Origin of the sequence: Streptomyces sp. NRRL S-1022 (genome assembly GCF_000720135.1) — a bacterium.
GTDB lineage: Bacteria > Actinomycetota > Actinomycetes > Streptomycetales > Streptomycetaceae > Streptomyces.
In genome coordinates, this window is the sequence record NZ_JOIU01000008.1 from 1 (window position 1) to 21,211 (window position 21,211).

The window sequence follows — 21,211 nt, forward strand, 5'->3', positions numbered from 1 at the left end:
CGACTCTATCAGATCTTTTCTCGATCCGATTTCCTCGGTGCTTTCCAGGTTCCCGCTCTCGCGTTTCCCTTTCCGGCGGTTCCGACTTTATCAGAAGTTTTCAGCCGGTCTGACCGGCCGCTCATTTCTGAGTAATCGGAGGGCTTCTCGGAATGTCGTTCACGACTTCTGAAGAAGCGATGTAGATTGTATCGGCTGCCCGCTGGACCTGTCCAGTTCCAGGCAACTGTTTGAATCTACCTCCCCACTCCCTCCGTGTCAACGGCTCTCGCGGGGCGAACAGGAGACTAACAGGTCACGGGGGCCGAGTGCACATCCGGCGAACTCAGGCAGCCGTGGGCACGGAGGCGCTGCGGTCCGCCGCTTCGAGGTCACCGGTCTCGCCTGCGCGGGCCGCGCGACCGCCCAGGACGTAGACGTACGCCAGGAAGGCCAGCTCGGCCGCGATCCCGATGCCGATGCGGGCCCAGGTGGGCAGGCCGGAGGGGGTGACGAAGCCTTCGATGGCGCCGGAGACGAACAGGACCAGGGCGAGACCGATGGCCATGCCGACGGCTGCTCGTCCCTCCTCGGCGAGGGCCGCGCGCCGGGTGCGTGGGCCGGGGTCGATGAGGGTCCAGCCGAGGCGCAGGCCCGTACCGGCGGCGACGAAGACCGCGGTCAGTTCGAGCAGGCCGTGCGGGAGGACCAGGCCGAGGAAGGTGTCGAGGCGGCCGGCCGAGGACATGAGGCCGAAGCCGACGCCGAGGTTGAGCATGTTCTGGAACAGGATCCAGAGGACGGGCAGGCCGAGGAAGACGCCCAGGACCAGGCACAGCGCCGCCGCCTGGGCGTTGTTCGTCCACACCTGGGCGGCGAAGGCGGCCGCGGGGTGGCTGGAGTAGTAGGTCTCGTACTCGCCGCCCGGGCGGGTCAGCTCGCGCAGCTGGCTGGGCGCCGCGATGGACGACTGCACCTCGGGGTGGGTGCCGATCCACCAGCCCAGGAGGACGGCGACCGCGGTGGAGACGAGCGCCGTGGGCACCCACCAGTGGCGGGCGCGGTAGACCGCGGCCGGGAAGCCCTGGGTCAGGAAGCGCGTCACGTCACGCCAGGAGGCGCGGCGGGTGCCGGCGACGGCGCTGCGCGCGCGTGCCACGAGTTGGCTGAGCCGTCCCGTCAGTTGCGGGTCCGGTGCGCTGGACTGGATGAGGGAGAGATGGGTGGCGGTGCGCTGGTAGAGGGCGACGAGTTCGTCCGCTTCGGTGCCGGTGAGCCGGCGCCGGCGGCGGAGCAGTGCATCGAGCCGGTCCCATTCCGCTCGGTGTACGGAGACGAAGACGTCCAGGTCCATCGGGTCTGCCTGCTCCTCGGCTGGTCGTCCACGGCGCGACGTGGACGCTCGTCGTTGCTGTCAGCTTGTAGTACTGGGGCGCGATGCGCCCACAGCTTGGCAGACTGGCGGTTCAGGGGGCGGACCAGGAAAGGGCGGCGGGCGTGAGTGAGCTGGTGACGGGCGAGGCGGTGGCGCTCGAACTGCGGCCCGCGAAGCTGCCGAGCAGGGCGCTCGCCGTATTGCTCGACCTGGTGGTGGCGATGGTGGTGTATCTGGTCGTGATCATCGTGCTGGTGGCGTCGACGGCTTCGCTGGACGAGGCCGCACAGGTGGCGCTGTCGATCACGGCGTTCCTGCTGGTGCTGGTCGGCGGCCCCATAGCCGTCGAGACGCTCAGTCACGGGCGTTCGCTGGGGAAGCTGGCGTTCGGGCTGCGGGTGGTGCGGGACGACGGGGGGCCGATCCGGTTCCGGCACGCGCTGGTGCGGGGCGCGATCGGAGTGGTCGAGATCGTGATGACGTTCGGCGTGGTGGCCTGTATCGCCTCGCTGGTATCGGCGCGGGGGCGGCGGCTCGGTGACGTGTTCGCCGGGACGCTGGTCGTGCGCGAGCGGATACCGGCCGGGCGGACCGGGTTCGTTCCGCCTCCCCCGCCGTGGCTCGCGGGGCGGTTCGCGGGGCTGGACCTGTCGGCCGTTCCGGACGGGCTGTGGCTCGCCGTCCGGCAGTACCTGACCCGGATGCACCAGCTCGATCCGCGGGTGTCGGCGGAGATGGCACAGCGGCTGGCGGCCGATCTCGCCGGCCGTACGGGGACGCCGGTGCCGCAGGATCTGCCTCCGGCCGCCTTCCTGGCGGCCGTGGTCCACGAGCGGCAGTCCCGTGAGGCCCGGCAGGCGTTCGGCCACGGTGGTGCGGGGTCGGCCGGCTTCCCGCCGCCGGTGGCACAGCCGAGTGCGCCTGCCTCGTATCCGGCGCAAGCCGCCTATCCGGGTCCCTCGTCGTCCTACGAGCCCTCTTCCCCGCCGCCTGACCGATCTCCGTACCGGTCCGGGCCCTCTCCGCAAGCTCCGGCTTCGTACCGGTCCGCCGCCCACCAGCCGTCGCAGCCGCCGGCACCGCTCGCTCCCTCGCCTGCCCCGCGGGGCGACGAGTCGCGGCTCGACCGGCCGGCCACCGGGTTCGCGCCGCCGGCGTAGCGCGGGCGGGGTCCGCCGGCGCGGTGCCGTCCGGAGCCAGGCGGTTCATGCGCGTCAGGCTGGGTCAGGCGAATCTCGACGGTGGTGACTCCAGGTCCTCCAGCTCGATCCCGGGTGCGGAGAGGACCACGTCGCCGGCGATGTGGACGGTGTGCTGTTCGCCGGTGTCCAGGGCTGTGACCTGGTATTCGTCCACGGTCAGGGGGCCGTTGTCAGTGGCGTGTGCTTCGCTGTTCACCAGAGCCCAGGACTGGTCCACGGTGCGGGGGGCGAGGACCGGGTCGGTGAGGGCCACGAGGCGTACCCGGGTCGCGGCGGACGAGGGGGTGAGGCGCAGGAGCCGGGCAGTGGCGACGAGGAACGCGGGGGACGTGCCGGTGAAGGCGTGGGCGCGCACATTGCCTTCGGTGGCATGGGTGCCGGTGGGGTCGGTGCGGACCCAGGTGACACCGTCGAGGGCGGCGCCGCGCACCTGCCAGCCGCCCGCGTGGAGTTCGAGGCGGATGGGACGGCCGAGGTCGTCCAGGGCGAGGTCGACCGAGCCGCGGTGGTCACCGGCGGGGCCGGTCAGTCGCGAGACGTAGCGCCAGCCGGACGGGCCGGGGGCGCACTGGAAGTGTTCTTCCCCGAGGGGGGTGTGATCGTGCGGATCGTGGAGCGAATAACGGCCGCGGGGCATGGGGGTCCTGGGTCTTGACGGGCTGGTCCGGCCGGAGCCCATAGGTCGGTGGGCCAAGCCATGGGTGGGGGGCCAAAGGGGCAGGCCCCCGGCACGGGGGTGCGGGGGCCTGCCTCGGAGGACCTGCTGCCGGGGATGCGTCGGTGCACCGGCGCATCCCCGGCGGGCCGGACTGTGGGATCGCCGGCTCAGTAGCGGTAGTGGTCCGGCTTGAACGGGCCGTCGACCTCCACGCCGATGTACGCGGCCTGCTCCGGGCGCAGCTTGGTGAGCTTGACGCCGAGCGCGTCCAGGTGGAGGCGGGCGACCTTCTCGTCGAGGTGCTTGGGCAGCACGTAGACGCCGATCGGGTACTCGTCGGGCTTGGTGAACAGCTCGATCTGGGCCAGGGTCTGGTCCGCGAAGGAGTTGGACATCACGAACGACGGGTGGCCGGTGGCGTTGCCCAGGTTCAGCAGGCGGCCCTCGGACAGCACGATGATGACCTTGCCGTCGGGGAACTTCCAGGTGTGGACCTGCGGCTTGACCTCGTCCTTGACGATGCCGGGGATCTTGGCGAGGCCGGCCATGTCGATCTCGTTGTCGAAGTGGCCGATGTTGCCGACGATGGCCTGGTGCTTCATCTTGGCCATGTCCGAGGCCATGATGATGTCCTTGTTGCCGGTCGTGGTGACGAAGATGTCGGCCTTGTCGATGACCTCGTCGAGGGTCGTGACCTGGTAGCCGTCCATCGCGGCCTGCAGGGCGCAGATCGGGTCGATCTCGGTGATGATCACCCGGGCGCCCTGGCCGCGCAGGGACTCGGCGCAGCCCTTGCCCACGTCGCCGTAGCCACAGACGACGGCGGTCTTGCCGCCGATCAGGACGTCGGTGGCGCGGTTGATGCCGTCGACCAGGGAGTGGCGGCAGCCGTACTTGTTGTCGAACTTCGACTTGGTGACGGCGTCGTTGACGTTGATCGCCGGGAAGAGGAGGGAGCCGTCGCGCTGCATCTCGTACAGGCGGTGGACACCGGTGGTGGTCTCCTCGGTGACACCGCGGATCTCCGAGGCCAGCTGGGTCCACTTCTGGGGGTTCTCACCCAGGGTGCGGTGCAGCAGCTGGAGGATGACGCGGTGCTCGTCGGACTCGGCGGTCTCCAGGGCGGGGACCTCACCGGCCTTCTCGTACTCGACGCCCTTGTGGACGAGGAGGGTGGCGTCGCCGCCGTCGTCCAGGATCATGTTCGGGCCGCCGGTGGGGGCGTCCGGCCAGGTCAGCGCCTGCTCGGTGCACCACCAGTACTCCTCCAGGGTCTCGCCCTTCCAGGCGAAGACCGGGACGCCCTGCGGGTTGTCGGGCGTGCCGTTCGGGCCGACGGCGATGGCGGCGGCCGCGTGGTCCTGGGTGGAGAAGATGTTGCAGGAGGCCCAGCGGACCTGCGCGCCGAGGGCGACCAGGGTCTCGATGAGCACGGCGGTCTGCACGGTCATGTGCAGCGAGCCGGTGACGCGGGCGCCGGCGAGGGGCTGGGCCTCGGCGTACTCCTTGCGGAGCGCCATGAGGCCGGGCATCTCGTGCTCGGCGAGGGTGATCTCCTTGCGGCCGAACTCGGCCAGCGAGAGGTCGGCGACCTTGAAGTCCTGTCGGTTCTCGACAGTCGTCATTGCGAGCTGCTCCTCGGGGTTGGGGCGAGGTGGGTACGGCTGGTCTGCGCGGCGGCGGACACAGGGGTGCCCGAGAAGAGGACACAGGCATGCCCGCGTACGCGCAGCGCAGTCCGTCGGAGGCCCTCTCTCCCTCGGTCGGTCCGCTGGGACCGCCCGACCGCCATCAGCAGCGACGTCTGGCTCCGTCCCAAGCTACACCGGACGACCCGGTCGGCCCCAGCCCGCCCGGGTATCCGCGGGGTCGTATTCCGGGCGGGCCGCGAGGCGGGAGCGGGTGCGGGTGGTTGTGCGGAAACCGTGGAATCGGGGCCGTCAGACCGGGGTGAACAGGACTTTTACGTCTATGTGCCGGGGGCGGGGTGGTGCAGGATGCGGGGGCCGGGAGTTCCGGTTGCGCTCGCGGGGTGTCCGGGACGACACCCCGTGCGAGACGGCGCGAGGAGATCGACGTGAGGAGTTCGACGTGAGGAGTTCGACGTGACCAGTCCGGCCGGGCCGCCCGCCACGGGTGGCCGCGATGACGGGCGGCAGCCGCTGCGGCTGCTGGCGGTGACCGCCTGCCCGACCGGCATCGCGCACACGTACATGGCGGCGGAGAAGCTGGCGCAGGCCGCCGCCGGTCTCGGTATCGAGCTGAAGGTGGAGACACAGGGATCCATCGGAGCCGAGAACGTCCTCGATGACAACGATGTCAGACATGCGGACGGTGTGATCGTCGCCGCCGACAAGGACGTCGACCTCAGCCGTTTCGTGGGGAAGCGGGTGCTCACGGTCGGGGTCGCCGAGGGCATCCGCCATCCCGAGCAGCTGATCGAACGGGTGCGCTCGGCGCCCGTGCACCGTGCGGACGGGGCCGGCGACGGTCCGGCGGCTTCCGCGCCGGGCGGCGGAGAGCGAGGAGCGGTGTACAAGGCGCTGATGAACGGGGTGTCGTACATGATCCCGTTCGTGGTGGTCGGCGGATTGCTGATCGCGGTCTCGCTGGCGCTCGGTGGCCATGCCACGGCCAAGGGCTATGTGATCCCGGAGGGCACCTTCTGGGCACACGTCAACGCGGTCGGCGGGATCGGCTTCCAGCTGATGATCCCGATCCTGTCCGGTTACATCGCCTACGCCGTCGCCGACCGGCCCGCGTTGGTGCCGGGCATGATCGGCGGCTGGATCGCCAACACGGGGACGCTGTACGACTCCAAGGCCGGCGCGGGTTTCATCGGGGCGATCGTGACCGGGTTCCTCGCCGGGTACCTGGTGCTGTGGATCAAGAAGGTCCGGGTGCCGAGGTTCGTGCAGCCGATCATGCCGATCATCGTGATCCCGATCGTGGCGACGACGGCGCTCGCGCTGTTCTTCATCTACGTCATCGGCAAGCCGATCTCCTGGGTGTTCGAGCATCTGACGAGCTGGCTCGGCGGGATGACCGGGACCAGTGCGGTGCTGCTCGGCGCGATCCTGGGCCTGATGATCGCGTTCGACATGGGCGGGCCGGTCAACAAGACGGCGTTCCTGTTCGGCGCGGGGCTCATCGCGAGCGGGAACCAGACGGTGATGGGGATGTGCGCGGCGGCGATCCCGGTGATGCCGCTCGGCCAGGGCCTGGCCACGCTGATCCGCCGTCGGCTGTACACGCAGCAGGAGCGGGAGACGGGTCTGGCGGCCCTGTTCATGGGCTGCTTCGGTATCTCGGAGGGCGCCATCCCGTTCGCCGCGGCGCGGCCGGCGCAGGTCATCCCGGCGAACATGCTCGGCGGCGCGGTGGCCGGCGCGGTCGCGGGACTGGCCGGGGTGAAGGACGCGGTGCCGCACGGCGGGCCGGTCGTGGCGGTGCTGGGCGCGGTGAGCGGGGTGCCGGTGTTCTTCGTGGCCGTGGCGATCGGCACGGTGGTGACGGCGCTGACGACGGTGGCCCTGGTCGACGTGAACGGGCGCCGGGGGCGTACGGAGGACGCGGGTACGGGTGCCCCTGGTGCCGGGGCACCCGTACCGGGGCAGGCGGGGCGGGAGCTGTCGCCGGTCGGGGCCGCCACGGTCGGGGCGCCGACGGTGCAGGGTCCGGACGTCCGGAGGGCGGCGGCCGGGGCCGGGACGCGGACCGCCGGGGAGGACGTGCCCGAGGTGCTGTCCGGGCACCTGACCGAGCGGACCGTGCGGGTGGCGCTCGGGGCGGCGGACAAGGAGGCCGCGATCCGGGAGATGGCGGAGCTGCTGGCGGGCAGCGGCCGGGTTGCCGATGTGGCGGAGCTGGTGGCGACCGCGCTGCGGCGCGAAGAGCAGGGCACCACCGGGCTCGGCGAGGAGATCGCGATACCGCACGCCAAGACGGACGCGGTGACGGCGCCGGTGGTCGGCTTCGCGCGGTCGGCGGAGGGCGTCGAGTGGGGCTCGCTGGACGGTACGAAGGCCCGACTGATCTTCATGATCGCCGTACCGGAGGCCGCCGCGGGCGACGAGCACCTGCGGATCCTGGCGCTGTTGTCCCGCAAGCTGACGGACACCGGGTTCCGGGAGCGGCTGCTCGCGGCGCCGGACGAGCGGGCGGTGCTGGACGTACTGGCCGAGGTCGGGTGAGCCGACGCGGCTGACGGGGCGGCCGGTTCCGCCCACGGACGGGCGTCGGCCGGGCCCGGCTCTGCTGGAACCGCGGAGGTTCGCGGGCGGGGTGCCGCCGGTCCTCACCGCCGTCAGACCGCGGTCAGGCCGCCGTCAGGCCGGGGTCGGTGCCCGGGCCGGTGTGGCCGGCCCGGCCCCTGCCGACGGCTCGTTCCGCGTGAGCGGTGACCGGTCAGTGCCCGGCGGGGTGCGGGGTCGGGCCGCCCGGGGTCGCCTCCGGGTCCGGGCCCTTGGCGGCCTCGGCCTCGCTGTAGATGTCCGGCTCCAGGTAGATGACGCGGGCGATGGGGACGGCGGCGCGGATGCGGGCCTCGGCGGCGTTGATGGCGCTCGCGACCTCGGCGGCCGTGTCGTCGTGCTGCACGGCGATCTTGGCGGCGATCAGCAGCTCCTCGGGGCCGAGGTGCAGCGTGCGCATGTGGATGATGCCGGTGACCGTGCGGCCGTCGACGATCGCGGCCTCGATCTTCTTGACGTCTTCGAGGCCGGCGGCCTCGCCGAGCAGCAGCGACTTGGTCTCGGCGGCCAGGACCAGGGCGATCAGGACGAGCAGGACACCGATGCAGACCGTGCCGATGCCGTCCCAGATGCCGTCGCCGGTGAGCAGGGCCAGGCCGACGCCGCCGAGGGCGAGGGCCAGACCGATGAGCGCACCGAAGTCCTCAAGCAGGACGACGGGCAGCTCGGGCGCCTTGGCGCGGCGGATGAACTGGGCCCAGGAGAGCCTGCCGCGCAGTTCGTTGGATTCCTTTATGGCCGTCCGGAAGGAGAAGCCCTCGGCGATGATCGCGAAGATGAGGACGCCGACCGGCCAGTACCAGTGCTCCAGTTCGTGCGGGTGGCGGATCTTCTCGTAGCCCTCGTAGATCGCGAACATGCCGCCGACGGAGAAGAGCACGATCGAGACGAGGAAGGCGTAGATGAACCGCTCGCGGCCGTAGCCGAAGGGGTGCTGCGGGGTGGCCTCGCGCTGTGCCTTCTTGCCGCCGACGAGCAGCAGGAACTGGTTGCCGGAGTCGGCGAGCGAGTGGACGCCCTCGGCGAGCATCGAGGAGGACCCGCTGAACGCGAACGCCACGAACTTCGATGCCGCGATCGCGAGGTTGGCGCCGAGTGCCGCCACGATCGCCCTGGTACCGCCTGACGCGCTCATGTGTCCGCGTTGTCCCTTCGCCTCTGTCGCCTCGTAGCTCCGTCCAGGCGGGTGCCCGGTTTTGCCCGGCCTTTGCCGGTGGGCCATTCTTGCAGCCCGGCCGGGCAGCTCCGCGTCAGGTGTCCACAACCCCGGTCATATGATCCGCGGCCCGTCCACAGCCCTGGTCATACGATCACAGTGGCGCGGAAGACGGTGCCCGCGCCCGAGATCTCCGCCCGCTCGCCGGCCGGGACGAACACCGACCGGCCGGGGCGGAGTTCGAGGTCGCCCGCGCGGACGGTGCCGGCCGTGCAGAGCAGGATCTGCGGGGTGTCCCGGGTGAGGTCGTGGGTGCTGCCGCCCTCGGGGAGGACGTACCGGGAGAGCCGGAACTCGTCGATCGGCGTCTCGTAGACCTCCTCGCCCTCCGGGGAGGCCTCGGGGCGCAGCACACCCGGGTCGGCCGGCTCGAAGCTGACGATCCGCAGGAGTTCGGGGACGTCGACGTGCTTCGGGGTCAGGCCGCAGCGCAGGACGTTGTCGGAGTTGGCCATGATCTCGACGCCGAGGCCGTTCAGGTAGGCGTGCGGGATGCCGGCGCCGAGGAACAGGGCCTCGCCGGGCTGGAGGCGGACGTGGTTGAGCAGCATGGCCGCGATGACGCCGGGGTCGCCCGGGTAGTGGTGGGCGATGTCGGCGTAGGGGGCGTAGGCGCCGCCGAGGCGGGTGCAGGCGACGGTGGCCTCGGCGACCGTGTGCGCCATCTCCGCCGGGTCGGCGCTGAGGATCGCGGTGAGCACCTCGCGCAGGGCCGCTTCCGCGGGGTGGGCGTGCAGCAGGTCGACGTACGGCTTGAGGGAGTCGACGCCGAGCCCGTCGAGCAGATCGGCGGCCCGGAGCGGGTCGCGGAAGCCACACAGACCGTCGAACTCGGTGAGCGCGCAGATCAGTTCGGGCTTGTGGTTGGCGTCCTTGTAGTTGCGGTGCGGGGCGTCGACCGGGATGCCGCGGCGCTCCTCGTCGGCGTACCCCTCCTCGGCCTGCTTCAGGTCGGGGTGCACCTGGAGGGACAGGGGCGCGCCGGCAGCGAGGATCTTGAGCAGGAACGGCAGGCGCGGGCCGAATCTGGCGACCGTGCGGGCGCCGAGTTCCCGCTCCGGGTCGGTCTCGATGACCTCGACGAGGGTCCCGCGCGCGGTACGCGAGGGGGCGCCGGGGTGTGCGCCCATCCACATCTCCGCCTGGGGTTCGCCGGTCGGCTCGACGCCGAGGAGGTGCGGGATGGCGGTGGGGGAACCCCAGGCGTAGGGGCGGACGGTGTTGTCGAGGCGGTCCATGTGTCTTCTCTGTCTCCGTACGTGCGCTGCTCGGCCGGCGCTGTCGCTTCTTCCCGCGCCGCCGGCGGAACGTGTCGGACCACCGGCGGAGCTTCCCGCGCCGCCGGCGGGGCGTGTCGTGCCGTCGGCGGGCGCGGGCGGTCGGCCAGGAGTCAGATCAGGCCCTCGAAGCGAGCGCCAGGTAAACGGCGGCGAAATCCGTGACGGCGATCAGTTCCGCGAGGGTCTCCAGTTCGCCGCCCTCCTCCGGTTCGAGTTCGCTGATCGGCGTGTCGTGGCTGAGGGCCACGTCACGGGCGGCGGGGGCGGCGGTGAGGCCACCGATCGGGCGGTCGCGGAGCAGCACCACGCGCGCGTGCAGCGCGGGCGGCTCCTCCACCCGGTCGCGGAAGAAGTCGTCCGGGTCGGCGTTCGCGGCGAGCGGGCCGGCCAGCAGGGCGTTGTGCGCGGCGAGCGCCTCGGGCAGTTCCGCGACCAGGGCGGGGCGGCCGGCGAGTTCGGCGAGGGCGGCGGCGAACCGGCGGCCCGCCGGACCGGCCGAGACGCCCTCCGTCCACACCATGGGCAGGGCGTCGGCCAGTTCGGCGGCGAGGGTCTTGGCGGGGTTGCTGTAGGTCGCGATGGCGGGGCCGCAGCGCTCGGCGATGTGGTCCAGACGGTCGGCGACCTTCTCCAGGGCGTCCTGTGGGGCGGCGATCAGGCCGATCCGGTCCAGCAGCGCCAGCAGGGGGGTCAGCAGCGCCCAGAAGACGCCCGGTGAGGACGCGGCGAGCGGTTCCTCGTGGTCGTACGGTGCCGTCGCCATGGGTACGAACAGGCCGTGCGCGCCGGCGACCGCCTCGGCGAGCGGGGTGTGCGGCGGGGCCACGGCGACGACCGAGCAGCCGCGGCGGTATGCCTGGTCGGCGAGCAGGGAGAGGCTCGGTTCGGTGCCGTCCGGGGTGGCGATCAGCAGCAGGTCCACGGAGCCGGCCCAGCCCGGGAGTTCCCAGCGCAGGGCGCCCGCGGCCGGGGCGACGCCGGCGGGGGCCAGCCGCACGACGGGGCTGCCCACGCCGGCCAGCGTGCCGAGGAGGTCGGCGGTGTGGGTGGCGGCGGCGCCGGGGCCCGCGATGAGGACCGCGCGGGGGCGGCCGTCCGGCTTGAGCTCGCCCATGCCCGCCTCCGCGGCGTGCCGGGCGGCGGTGCGGACGCGGGCGCCCGCCTCCGCCGCGCCGCGCAGCAGTCCGCGGTGGTCGGCCTGGGCGAGGCCTTCCGGGGTGTCGAGCAGCGATTCGTCCAGCATGGGCGGCAGCCTCCGGTCGCCGGGGATCCTGGGGTCCTACGAGCTGCGGGGCCTGGTCACCCGGGGCGGCGGGCCTCGTCGACCAGCAGGACGGGGATGCCGTCGCGGACCGGGTAGGCGAGGCCGCAGTCCTGTCCCGTGCAGATCAGCTCGGTGTCCTGCTCCTTCAGGGGGGCGTGGCAGGCCGGGCAGGCGAGGATCTCCAGGAGGCCGGCTTCGAGCGCCATGGGGTGTCCCTTCGGGGGCGGGTGTCGGTGATGTCTGTGGCTGGTCAGCGTACCGCTGATGGGCCGGCGGCTCAGCCCCTGATGATCGCCAGTGCCTCGTCGCGGATCTTCACCATCGTGGCCTCGTCCCTGGCCTCGGCGTTCAGGCGGAGGAGCGGCTCCGTGTTCGACGGGCGGACGTTGAACCACCAGTCGGCCCCGGCGACCGTGAGGCCGTCGAGGTCGTCCAGGGTGACGTCGGCGCGGCCCTCGTACGCGGTGCGGATCGCGGCGAGGCGGGCGGCCTGGTCGGCGACGGTGGAGTTGATCTCGCCGGAGCCGGTGTAGCGGTCGTACTCGGCGACCAGGGCGGACAGCGGGGCCTCCTGGCCGCCGAGGGCGGCCAGGACGTGCAGGGCGGCCAGCATGCCCGTGTCGGCGTTCCAGAAGTCCTTGAAGTAGTAGTGGGCCGAGTGCTCGCCGCCGAAGATGGCGCCGGTGCGGGCCATCTCGGCCTTGATGAAGGAGTGGCCGACCCGGGTGCGGGCCGGGGTGCCGCCGTTCTCCCGGACGACCTCCGGGACCGTGCGGGAGGTGATCAGGTTGTGGATGACCGTGCCCGTGCCGCAGTTGCGGGCGAGTTCGCGGGCGGCGACCAGGGCGGTGATCGCGGACGGGGAGACCGGGTCGCCGTTCTCGTCCACGACGAAGCAGCGGTCGGCGTCGCCGTCGAAGGCGATGCCGAGGTCGGCGCCCTCCGCCGGGACCCGCTTCTGCAGGTCCACGAGGTTGGCCGGGTCGAGCGGGTTGGCCTCGTGGTTGGGGAAGGTGCCGTCCAGTTCGAAGTACATCGGGACGAGGGTCAGGGGCAGGCCGGCGAAGACCGAGGGGACCGTGTGGCCGCCCATGCCGTTGCCGGCGTCGACGACGACCTTCAGGGGGCGGATGGAGGTCAGGTCGACGAGGGAGCGGAGGTACGCTGCGTAATCCTCCAACGTCTCGCGCGAGGAGAGGGTTCCCGGCCGGTCCACGGGTGCCGGGGCGCCCGCGTCGAGCCAGCGTTCGGCCAGCTCGCGGATCTGCGCGAGGCCCGTGTCCTGGCCGACGGGCGCGGCGCCCGCGCGGCACAGCTTGATGCCGTTGTACTGGGCCGGGTTGTGGGAGGCCGTGAACATCGCGCCCGGCAGGTCCAGCGCGCCGGAGGCGTAGTACAGCTGGTCCGTGGAGCACAGGCCGATCTCGGTGACGTCCACCCCGCGGTCCGCCGCGCCGCGGGCGAAGGCGCGGGAGAGACCGGGGGACGAGGGCCGCATGTCGTGGCCGACGACGATGGCCGCCGCTCCGGTCACCTCCGCGAAGGCGGCGCCGAAGAGCCCCGCCAGTGCCTCGTCCCACTGGTCCGGGACCACTCCGCGCACGTCGTACGCCTTCACGATCTGTGACAGATCAGCAGTCACGGCCAACCCTCCTGAAGTCCTATGGGTGCCCACAAACTACCCGCCGGGGGTAAGGGAGCGGTGCGCGGACACCGGGTGGGCCCCCGGTGAACCCCGCCCGTGGCGCCCGGACGGGCCGGACCGTCACACCGACGGGGGTGGTGTGAGGCGGTGTGCGCGCTCAGTTGTCCGGGGAGCGGGACGCTCAGTTGTCCGGGGAGCGCAGCACCCTGAGGTGGCCGCGGCGGGCGACCTCCATGGGGTCGGCGCCGCGGGGGCCGCCGCCGCCCGCCTCGGCCGCGCGCTCCTGCGGGCGGGCCGCCTCGCGCACGGCGTTGGCCAGCGCTTCCAGGTCGTCTCCGCTGGGCCGCGCGGGCGCGGAGGCGTCCAGGAGGCGTACGACCTCCCAGCCGCGCGGGGCGGTGAGGCGCTCGGAGTGCTCGGCGCACAGGTCGTAGCAGTGGGGTTCGGCGTAGGTGGCGAGCGGGCCGAGGACCGCGGTCGAGTCGGCGTAGACGTACGTCAGCGTCGCGACGGCGGGTCGGCCGCAAGCGGTGCGCGAACAGCGACGTACAGGGCTCACGACGTTGGACGGTACCGCACTCTTGAGCGGGCCGCGACGACTCTCCACCAGGTCACTCCACCGTGTCGTGCTGTGAGACGCCCCACATACCCCTGCGGACAGGGGCTGTTGACCTGCACGGACGGGTTCGCGGCGGGCGCCGGGCGGGACAGCGTCCGGTCATGAGTCGGTACAAACACCGTCAATTGGCTTGAGTCGGCGGTCTTGGAGAGCTACGGAAACGCGCCAGACCTTGGCCGGAATGGTCATCCTGCGACATGGGGGTGTGGGCCGGTTGCCGCGTGGAGCCGGACGTGCCCAGGATGCGGGGACTACGCTTCATCGGTGATGGACAACCGTGTACCGCCCCGTGCCGCCGGCCCCGGGCCCCGTCGCCGTGACCGCCACGGGCGGGGCATGCGGGGGCCGATCGCCCCGCCGCAGGTGCCGCTGGCCGCGAGCCGTGCCGAGGTGTTCGCGGACCTGGTGCAGGACTCCGTGGAGCGTCTCGAACGGCGCTGGCCGCAGCTGGCCGACATCGACTTCCTGGTGCTGGAGGTGCCCCGGCTGGAGGGGCGGGCGGATCAGGTGGCGTGGCCGGACGACGGCGTGCCGCTCGGCGGGATCGTCCCCGCGCAGGACGGGCGGCGGGCGCGGGTGGTCGTGTACCGGCGGCCCGTGGAGATCCGGACCAAGGGCCGCGACGAGCGGGCCGCGTTGGTGCACGAGGTGGTCGTGGAGCAGGTCGCGGAGCTGCTCGGGCTGACGCCGGAGACCGTGGATCCCCGGTACGGGGAGGACTAGGCGCGCCTCTTCCGGGCGCCGGCGGCACGACCGCCCGCGCCCGCCCGCGCTCCTACCTCTGCAGGACCGACAGGTCCTGCTCCGTCCGGGGTACCGCGACCGTGCCGTGGTCGTTCGGCAGGGTCTGGATGGTGAAGGCGGGGACGCCCCCCTCGGTGGCGGCGAGGGTACGGGAGGCGTAGACGGGGCCGCCGGAGACGGGTTCGACCGTGAGGGCGTACGTGCCCTTCAGGCCGGCCGGCACCGGGGCGTCGACGTCCTGGGTCGTACCGGATTTGATCGTGAACGTCTTGGCCGCCGGGGTGCCGCCCTCGCTGCCGGCGGAGGCGGTGACCTTGACCGTGGCCGTGCCGCCGGGGGCGGTCAGGGCGAGGGTGGTGCCCTTGGCGCTGTTGTCGGCGGAGGTCGCGCGCGCGCCGACGGCGGCGGCGGCCGGGATGAACGCCGTTTCCTGCTTGTCGCCCTTGCCCCGGACGACCCGGAGGGCCGCCACGACCGGAACCGCCTGGTCGGTGGGGGTGAGGACCAGGGAACCGGCCTCGCCGCGCGTGACGTCGCCGAGGTCGACCGTCGTCGTCATGCCGGACTTGACGTGCGCGGTCTCGTTCCCGGCCGGGGTGATCAGGCCGTCGGGCGAGGCCAGGCGGATCTTCAGGTCGGCGTCGTCGTCGCCGGGCGCGAAGGCGATCAGGCGGACGTCGGTGGCGTCCTTCGGGATGCCGGGCAGGACCAGGCTGCCGGCGGGGTCCGCGGCGGCGGCCAGCCAGTCGCCGCCCGACTTGTCGTCCAGGGCCTGCACGGCCGCAGCGACCCGGCCGCTGCGCACGCCGACGTGCACGGTCACGTCGTCCTGCCGCTCGTCGGTGAGCGTGGAGAGCAGGATCGGCTCGCTCGCGTGCGGCTTGACCGTGAGGTTCTCGCCCAGCGGGGACTTGATCGCGCCGTCCTTGCCGTACAGCTCGATGTCGACCACGGCCGCGGAGTCGTCGGGGTTGGTCAGATGGACGTAGTCCGTGCGGCCGGTGGCCGTGCTGGCGCCGGGGAACCAGAACTCGGTGTCGGCTCCGGTGCAGTTGACGCCCAGCAGGCCCCGGCCGGTGCCGGCGGCGACCTCGGTGGTCTCCTGGACGGTCCAGCCGGGCGCGAACCCGCCGTCCGCCGTGCCGATCAGCGCGGGTGTCTCGGCGCCGGAGGTCTCGCCGGTGGACGGCGTGCCCGGCGCCTTCGGGGCGAGCAGCGGCTCGTCGGTCTTCTTCCCGGCGCCCTTGCCGCCCTTGCCGCCTTCCGTGCCGTCCGCCGACTGCCCGGTGGCCGGCCGCATCCGTGCCTCGCCGCTGCGGGCGGCGCCCTTGGTGACGGGCGTGAACGAGGTGTACGCCGTGTCGGCGATGTCCGACATGCTCGGCGCCGGGCACAGCAGACCGGTGCGCTCCACGGGGAGTTGGGCGGCCGTCCCGGGGGCGGCGGTGCCGGACGCGGACGGCGCGTCGAACGCGGCGAACGCGGTGACGGCGGCCAGCGCGGCCGTACCGGCGAGCAGGGACAGGGTGGTGCGGTTCACTGCTGGCTCCCGTCGGGGCGCTGGCTACCGGTGCCGTGGGGGTGCTGGTCCGGGTCGTAGCCCTGCTGGGCGGGGTCGTACGACGGGTCGTAGGCCTGCTGGGCGGGGTCGTAGCCCTGCTGGGCCGGGTCGTACGCCGGGTCGTAGCCCTGCTGCTGGTAGGCCGCCGGGTCGTACGGCATCTGGTCGGCCGTGCCGTTGTAGGCGTACGGGTCGTAGGGGGCCGTCTGGTAGGGGTCGTGCTGCTGGTACGCCTGCTGGTCGTAACCCGCCGTGGGCTGGTACGGGTCCGTGCCGTAACCGGCGTGCCCGGAGTCCCCGGCGCCCTCGTAGGCGGCCTGGTCCCTCCCCCAGTCCCGGCTTCGCTCGTCCGGGGGGACCTCCGTGTCGTACGACTGCTGCCGCGGTACGGAGGCCGGGGGCTGCTCGGGCTGCGGGGGCGCGGCGGGGGACTCCCCGGCAGCCTCCTCGGCCTGGGCGCGCAGGCGGCGGGCGCGGCGGCCCTCGCCGGCGGTGGCCTGGGCGGGCAGGGGCTGCTCCTCGGGCAGGTCGTCGTCGACGTCGCGGCGCCGGCCGGGCAGGGCGAGGACGACGAGGACGACGGCGAGCGCGCCCTGCGCCCAGAGCCAGGCGCCGTGGGCGATCGGGGCATCGTAGGTGATGTCCAGCCTGCCCCCGGCGGAAGGGAGTGGGAAGCCCTGGGCCCAGCCGTCGACGGTGGTGCGGGTGAGCGGTTTGCCGTCGAGGGTGGCCGTCCAGCCGTCGGCGGCGCTGTCGGCGAGGCGCAGGACGCGGCTGCCGGAGCCGGCGGGGATCGTGGTGTGGATCTCGACCGGCCCCGCCGTGACGGGCTGGGGCCGGCCCTGGCCGGAGGCGGGCACGATGGCCGCGCGGGCGACGTCCTGGTCGACGCGCCACAGGGCGTTGCCGTTCTGCTGGCTGAGCCGGGACAGGCCGGGGGTGGCGTCGAGGATCCGGGTGATGTCGCGGGGGGCGCCCTTGTGGACGAGGACGTAGCGCACGGCGAAGCCGCCGAGTTCGTCGGCCTGGTCGGCGCCCGAGCCGGCGACGAGGTTGGCGACGACCTTGTCCAGGCGGGCGTTCTCCCCGTCGGCGGCGGCGATCTCGGCGTCGCCCATGCGGGCGCCGGAGCCGCGGACCAGGGTGTAGCGCACGCGTGCGGCGGAGTCGCTGTCCAGCACCAGGGTGCGGGCCTGGTCGCCGCCGGAGGAGTCCTCGGCGACGAACGCGGGCACCTGGGCGGGGTCACGGCGCTCCAGGGGGCCGTCGGCCCCGCCGATCATCCAGCCGGCGGCGACCAGCAGGGGGCCGGCGGCGGAGGCGAAGGCGATCAGGGCGGCGACGGGCTGGCGCCAGCCGAAGCTCTGCTCGGCCACGCGCGCGCGTGCGCCGTCGGCACCGAGGGCAGCGGCGGCCAGCAGGGCGAGGCCGTAGACGAGGGTGGCCGGTCCGGCCCAGGCGGACTTGTTGGACAGGACCGCGAAGACGAGGCCGACCAGGGCGACGGCCCACGCGGTGCGGATGCCGAGCTGCCGCTCGGAGCGCAGCAGGGCGGCGAGCGCGGCGAACACGATGCCGATGAGCATCAGGCCGTCCACGGTGCCGGGGCCGCCGGGGGCGGCGCCGAGCAGGTCGAGCGCGGAGGCGGCCGAGGGCCCGTACTCCAGGCCTGCCTCCTGGAAGAAGCCGGTCGGCAGCAGCGTCAGCGACCAGGGGGCCAGGACGAGCAGCGGAGTGCCGAGCTGGACGAGGAAACGCAGGCCGTGGGCGATGAGGTCGCCGCGGCGCAGCACCAGCACGCCGAGACCGAGGAGCAGTGCGATGGGCCAGACGATCGGGGTGAAGGCGGTGGTGACGGTCAGCAGCAGCGCGTACGCCCAGGTGGCGCGCCAGCTGCCGCGCGCGCCGCCGCGGTGGGCCAGGCCGCTCGCGGCGATGCCCGCGCGCGCGATGAGCGGCAGCAGCACGGCGAGGACGGCGGTGCCGATGCGGCCGCCGGCCAGGGCGCCGGTGGTGGCGGGCAGGAAGGCGTAGGCGACGGCCGCCCACGCGCGCAGCAGCCGGGAGGTGACCAGGGGCCGGGAGGCGAAGTAGGCGGTGCATCCGGCGAGCGGGACCGAGCAGACCAGCAGGACGGTGACGGCGAGTCCGGTGGAGCCGAACAGGAGCGAGCCGAGGGTCGCGACGATCGCCAGGTAGGGCGGCGCGGACGGGGTGCCGCCGGCGCCCACCGGGTGCCAGGCGTCCAGGTAGCGGGACCACAGGTCGCCGGCTCCGGCCGGGGCGGGCAGCAGGGCGCCGCCGGCGAGGGCGCCGCCGCCGAGCAGGGCGCGGCAGGCGACGACGGAGATGAGCAGCAGCGCGAGGAAGAGCACCGGGCCGGGCCTGCGGGCGATGCGCTTGAGCCGGGCGAACTGCTCGACTTCGAGGAACTCGGCGTCGTCGCCGCCGGGCCCGGACTCCACGGCGCCGCCGTGCCGGCCGGCCGAGGAGGTGTCGGTGTCGGTGCCGCTGGTGAAGCTGCCCGCGATCTGTTCCACGGTGGCCCGGACGGTGGCGCCGGGCGGCGGGAGGAGCTGGCGCAGTTCGCCCTTGTCGATCCGGGCGGGGCCGCGGCGGCGCCGGGCGGCGAGGATCCGCTCGGGCCGCAGCAGGGTGCTCAGCAGGCCGCGGATCTCGTCGACGGCCTGACCGGGGACCTTGCCGACGAGGTAGGCGAGGGTGCGCAGGACGGTGCCGAGGACGAGCCGCAGCAGCACCCAGGGCAGCGCGGGCGTGCGGGTGTTGACGAGCAGGGTGTAGACGGCGCCGGCCTTGTCGACCTTGTGCGGGGAGGCGGCGGTGCGGCCGGCGCAGTCCACCGTGCGGCGCTCGCGGGAGGCTGCCTCGGCGTGCCGGACGACCGCGTCGGGGGCGATCAGAACGCGGTGGCCGGCGCTGTGGGCGCGCCAGCACAGGTCGACGTCGTCGCGCATGAGGGGCAGCCGGCGGTCGAAGCCGCCGAGCTGTTCGAAGACGTCGCGGCGGATGAGCATGCCGGCAGTGGACACGGACAGCACGGTGCGGACGTGGTCGTGCTGGCCCTGGTCCTGCTCGCGGCGGTCCAGCCCGGTCCAGCGGCGGCCGGAGTTGGCGATGGAGACGCCGACCTCCAGCAGCTGGCGGCGGTCGTACCAGCCGCGCAGTTTGGGGCCGACGACCGCGACGTCGTCGCGGCCGAGTTCGAGTTCGTTGTCGACGACCCGCAGCAGCTGGGCGAGGGCGTCGGGTTCGGGGGCGCAGTCGTCGTGCAGCAGCCACAGCCAGTGGACGGGCTCGCCGTGCGGCAGCTCGGGGAGGTCGTAGGCGTCGTCGCGCCACGAGCGCGTGACGGGGTCCCAGCCGCTGGGGCGCTTGAGGTACGGCAGGTCCTCGGGGGTGAGGACGGGTGCGGTGCGGGTCGCCTCCTCCACGGCCTGGCCGAAGCCGGTGCGGCGGGCGAGGTGCAGCACCCGGGCGTCGCCGAGGGCGTCGGTGAGCAGCTGGGCGGAGTCGTCCGCGCTGCCGGTGTCGGCGGCCACCGCGTACTGGACGGGGCGCTCCTGGCCGAGCAGCCCGGCGAGCGCGTCGGGCAGCCAGCGGGCGCCGTCGTGGGAGACGAGGACCGCGGTCACCACATGACGCGGGAACTCGGGCGGGCGGGTCGGGTCAAACCCGGCGGTGGCGGCGCCGGTTCGGGCGGCCGCATGGCTGTGCACGGACATCGAGGTACGGGCCCCGGTTCGATGGACTGCGGTGGACGCCTGTGTCTTCTCGGGGGCGAGGGGACAGCGGGGCGTCTCGGACGAGCGCCCACACTATCGGCTGGGCATGACGACGGCCCGCTGCCTGTGGACAACCCATGGGCGGCGGGCCGTTCGTGACGTCTGCGGCCGTACGTGCGGTCACACGGCGGCCTTCTTCAGGCGGCGGCGTTCCCGCTCGGACAGCCCGCCCCAGATGCCGAAGCGCTCGTCGTTGGCGAGGGCGTACTCAAGGCACTCGGAGCGGACCTCGCAGGCGAGGCAGACCTTCTTGGCCTCTCTGGTGGAGCCGCCCTTCTCGGGGAAGAAGGACTCGGGGTCGGTCTGGGCGCACAGCGCGCGCTCCTGCCAGCCGAGTTCCTCGTCCGCGTCGTCGACCAGCAGTTGCTGCACCAGCTCGGTCATGTGCGCCCCTCGTCTGTCTTTCGCGTCCCCGTGCGTAGCCGTTACCGATTTCGGCTGAACGACACGAGTGAAATTACAAGTGTGCTGCTCCGGGCGAGTCAAGCCGAGATCTGCTATTGGGCCCGTTATTCACTCTGCGGAACCAAGGCCGTGCGGAAAGTGTTCAAATCGCCATATACCTTGACACGCAGCTGGGCCCGCGGGGGCGATCGAACCCCCGTACAGATCTCTGTACGGAGAAGGACGTCTCCGTGTTCGATCGCGTTCCGCGAGGCTGGAGCGCTCGGATGTGCCCCATGTGTCCCGACCTCCCGGTGAGCAAACCTTTCACCGCACAGATGGACCGGATGAGGTGAAACATGTCCCACATACCGGGCCCTGAGTTGACAGTGCGGGTGTGAACCGGTGTCCTAGTGGGCATGCTCGCGAACTTGGCGCTCACCTTGACCCGCACCGCCGGGTCCCTCGGTGCCGCCCGCGCGCGCTGTAGCTGTTGTTGCTGTCCCAGCTGTTGAGCCGAGCCCGCTCCGGCTGTTCCCGAGTCCATACCGGCTCGGTCGCGTCTCCCCCTCAGTGATCCCTCATCCGGGGAATCCGGGGACACCCCGCACGCCCGTGACCCGGGCGGACCGTACGCGTCACCCCAGCACCAGCCCCCACTCTTCCGCCGAGGACCAGCGCACCCAGATGAACAGCGACAACGACCTCCAGATCGCCGGCGACATCCTCGAGGTACCGCACCTGCTCCAGCCGCCGCGCGAGCACCCGGCGACCGTCGCCGAGTTCGTGGGGCTCGCCCGGTCGATCGCCGCCGACCGCGCCCAGTGGGCCCCCCTCGTCCGGTACGACGCCACCACCCGCTGGTACCACCGGCTGCGCACCGGCCCCGGCTACGAGGTGTGGCTGCTGTCCTGGGTGCCCGGGCAGGGCAGCGGGCTGCACGACCACGGACCCTCGTCCGGCGTGCTCACCGTCCTGGAGGGCACCCTCACCGAACGCACCGAGCGCGGCACGCGCGCGCTGGCGGCGGGTTCCCAGCGGGTGTTCGCGCCGGGATACGTCCACGAGGTCGTCAACGACGCGCTGGAGCCGGCGGTCAGCCTGCACGTGTACCACCCCGGCCTGACCCGGATGCCGATGCACACCTCCCCGCACTGCGAGGCGCGCACCGGGCCGGGTGCGGTGACTGCCTGACGCATTGTCGGACCCGCCTGCAAGACTTGCTCCC

General features: G+C 72.9%; 16 protein-coding genes. 4 read left to right on the plus strand and 12 right to left on the minus strand.

The genetic code is table 11. The annotated features are described in order from the left end of the window. Positions 1–325: 325 nt before the first annotated feature. On the minus strand, positions 326–1,333 hold the full coding sequence (locus IG05_RS0110500) for a stage II sporulation protein M (protein ID WP_030341334.1): 1,008 nt from the start codon (positions 1,331–1,333) through the stop codon (positions 326–328). A gap of 143 nt (positions 1,334–1,476) precedes the next feature. Here IG05_RS0110500 and IG05_RS0110505 point away from each other — a divergent pair, with 143 nt between their 5' ends. Further along, a complete protein-coding gene (locus IG05_RS0110505; RefSeq protein ID WP_030341336.1) occupies positions 1,477–2,514 on the plus strand; it encodes an RDD family protein in 1,038 nt (345 codons plus the stop codon). Between the two features lie 64 nt (positions 2,515–2,578). Here IG05_RS0110505 and IG05_RS0110510 read toward each other — a convergent pair whose 3' ends face one another. Beyond that, positions 2,579–3,193 carry a hypothetical protein gene (locus tag IG05_RS0110510; RefSeq protein ID WP_030341337.1) on the minus strand — a complete coding sequence of 205 codons (615 nt, stop codon included), beginning with the start codon at positions 3,191–3,193 and terminating at the stop codon, positions 2,579–2,581. Positions 3,194–3,381: 188 nt separating this feature from the next. Further along, positions 3,382–4,839: an adenosylhomocysteinase gene (gene ahcY / locus IG05_RS0110515; protein ID WP_030341339.1), complete on the minus strand. Its 1,458-nt coding sequence runs from the start codon at positions 4,837–4,839 to the stop codon at positions 3,382–3,384. Between the two features lie 480 nt (positions 4,840–5,319). Between ahcY and IG05_RS0110520 the strand changes: the two genes are divergently transcribed. Beyond that, positions 5,320–7,407, plus strand: a complete 2,088-nt coding sequence (locus IG05_RS0110520; RefSeq protein ID WP_030341341.1) for a fructose-specific PTS transporter subunit EIIC — start codon at positions 5,320–5,322, stop codon at positions 7,405–7,407. Between the two features lie 214 nt (positions 7,408–7,621). On the opposite strand, the gene IG05_RS0110525 is transcribed toward IG05_RS0110520, so the two are convergent. The 6 genes from IG05_RS0110525 to IG05_RS0110550 all read right to left on the minus strand — a co-directional run bounded on the left by IG05_RS0110525 (position 7,622) and on the right by IG05_RS0110550 (position 13,479). Then, positions 7,622–8,602, minus strand: a complete 981-nt coding sequence (locus IG05_RS0110525) for a cation diffusion facilitator family transporter (RefSeq protein ID WP_030341342.1) — start codon at positions 8,600–8,602, stop codon at positions 7,622–7,624. A gap of 167 nt (positions 8,603–8,769) precedes the next feature. After that, positions 8,770–9,921, minus strand: a complete 1,152-nt coding sequence (manA, locus tag IG05_RS0110530; RefSeq protein ID WP_030341344.1) for a mannose-6-phosphate isomerase, class I — start codon at positions 9,919–9,921, stop codon at positions 8,770–8,772. Between the two features lie 157 nt (positions 9,922–10,078). Continuing rightward, positions 10,079–11,206, minus strand: coding sequence for an SIS domain-containing protein (locus tag IG05_RS0110535; RefSeq protein WP_030341346.1), 1,128 nt, complete (start codon positions 11,204–11,206; stop codon positions 10,079–10,081). A 56-nt stretch (positions 11,207–11,262) separates the two neighbouring features. Further along, a complete protein-coding gene (locus IG05_RS44860; protein ID WP_078894029.1) occupies positions 11,263–11,433 on the minus strand; it encodes a Trm112 family protein in 171 nt (56 codons plus the stop codon). Positions 11,434–11,504: 71 nt separating this feature from the next. Beyond that, entirely contained in the window at positions 11,505–12,869 is a 1,365-nt protein-coding gene (locus IG05_RS0110545; RefSeq protein ID WP_030341348.1) for a phosphomannomutase/phosphoglucomutase, read from the minus strand. A gap of 184 nt (positions 12,870–13,053) precedes the next feature. Further along, positions 13,054–13,479, minus strand: a complete 426-nt coding sequence (locus tag IG05_RS0110550) for a DUF3499 domain-containing protein (protein WP_030341349.1) — start codon at positions 13,477–13,479, stop codon at positions 13,054–13,056. A 348-nt stretch (positions 13,480–13,827) separates the two neighbouring features. Between IG05_RS0110550 and IG05_RS0110555 the strand changes: the two genes are divergently transcribed. Beyond that, positions 13,828–14,214, plus strand: a complete 387-nt coding sequence (locus tag IG05_RS0110555; protein WP_030341351.1) for a metallopeptidase family protein — start codon at positions 13,828–13,830, stop codon at positions 14,212–14,214. Positions 14,215–14,266: 52 nt separating this feature from the next. On the opposite strand, the gene IG05_RS0110560 is transcribed toward IG05_RS0110555, so the two are convergent. The 3 genes from IG05_RS0110560 to IG05_RS0110570 all read right to left on the minus strand — a co-directional run bounded on the left by IG05_RS0110560 (position 14,267) and on the right by IG05_RS0110570 (position 19,983). After that, positions 14,267–15,775, minus strand: a complete 1,509-nt coding sequence (locus tag IG05_RS0110560) for a DUF5719 family protein (RefSeq protein WP_030341353.1) — start codon at positions 15,773–15,775, stop codon at positions 14,267–14,269. Next, a complete protein-coding gene (locus tag IG05_RS0110565; RefSeq protein WP_107051327.1) occupies positions 15,772–19,539 on the minus strand; it encodes a glycosyltransferase in 3,768 nt (1,255 codons plus the stop codon). The genes IG05_RS0110560 and IG05_RS0110565 overlap by 4 nt, the downstream gene beginning before the upstream one ends. A 180-nt stretch (positions 19,540–19,719) precedes the next feature. Then, positions 19,720–19,983: a WhiB family transcriptional regulator gene (locus IG05_RS0110570; protein WP_003975777.1), complete on the minus strand. Its 264-nt coding sequence runs from the start codon at positions 19,981–19,983 to the stop codon at positions 19,720–19,722. Between the two features lie 687 nt (positions 19,984–20,670). Between IG05_RS0110570 and IG05_RS0110575 the strand changes: the two genes are divergently transcribed. Further along, entirely contained in the window at positions 20,671–21,177 is a 507-nt protein-coding gene (locus IG05_RS0110575) for a cysteine dioxygenase (RefSeq protein WP_030341357.1), read from the plus strand. Positions 21,178–21,211: the final 34 nt, after the last annotated feature.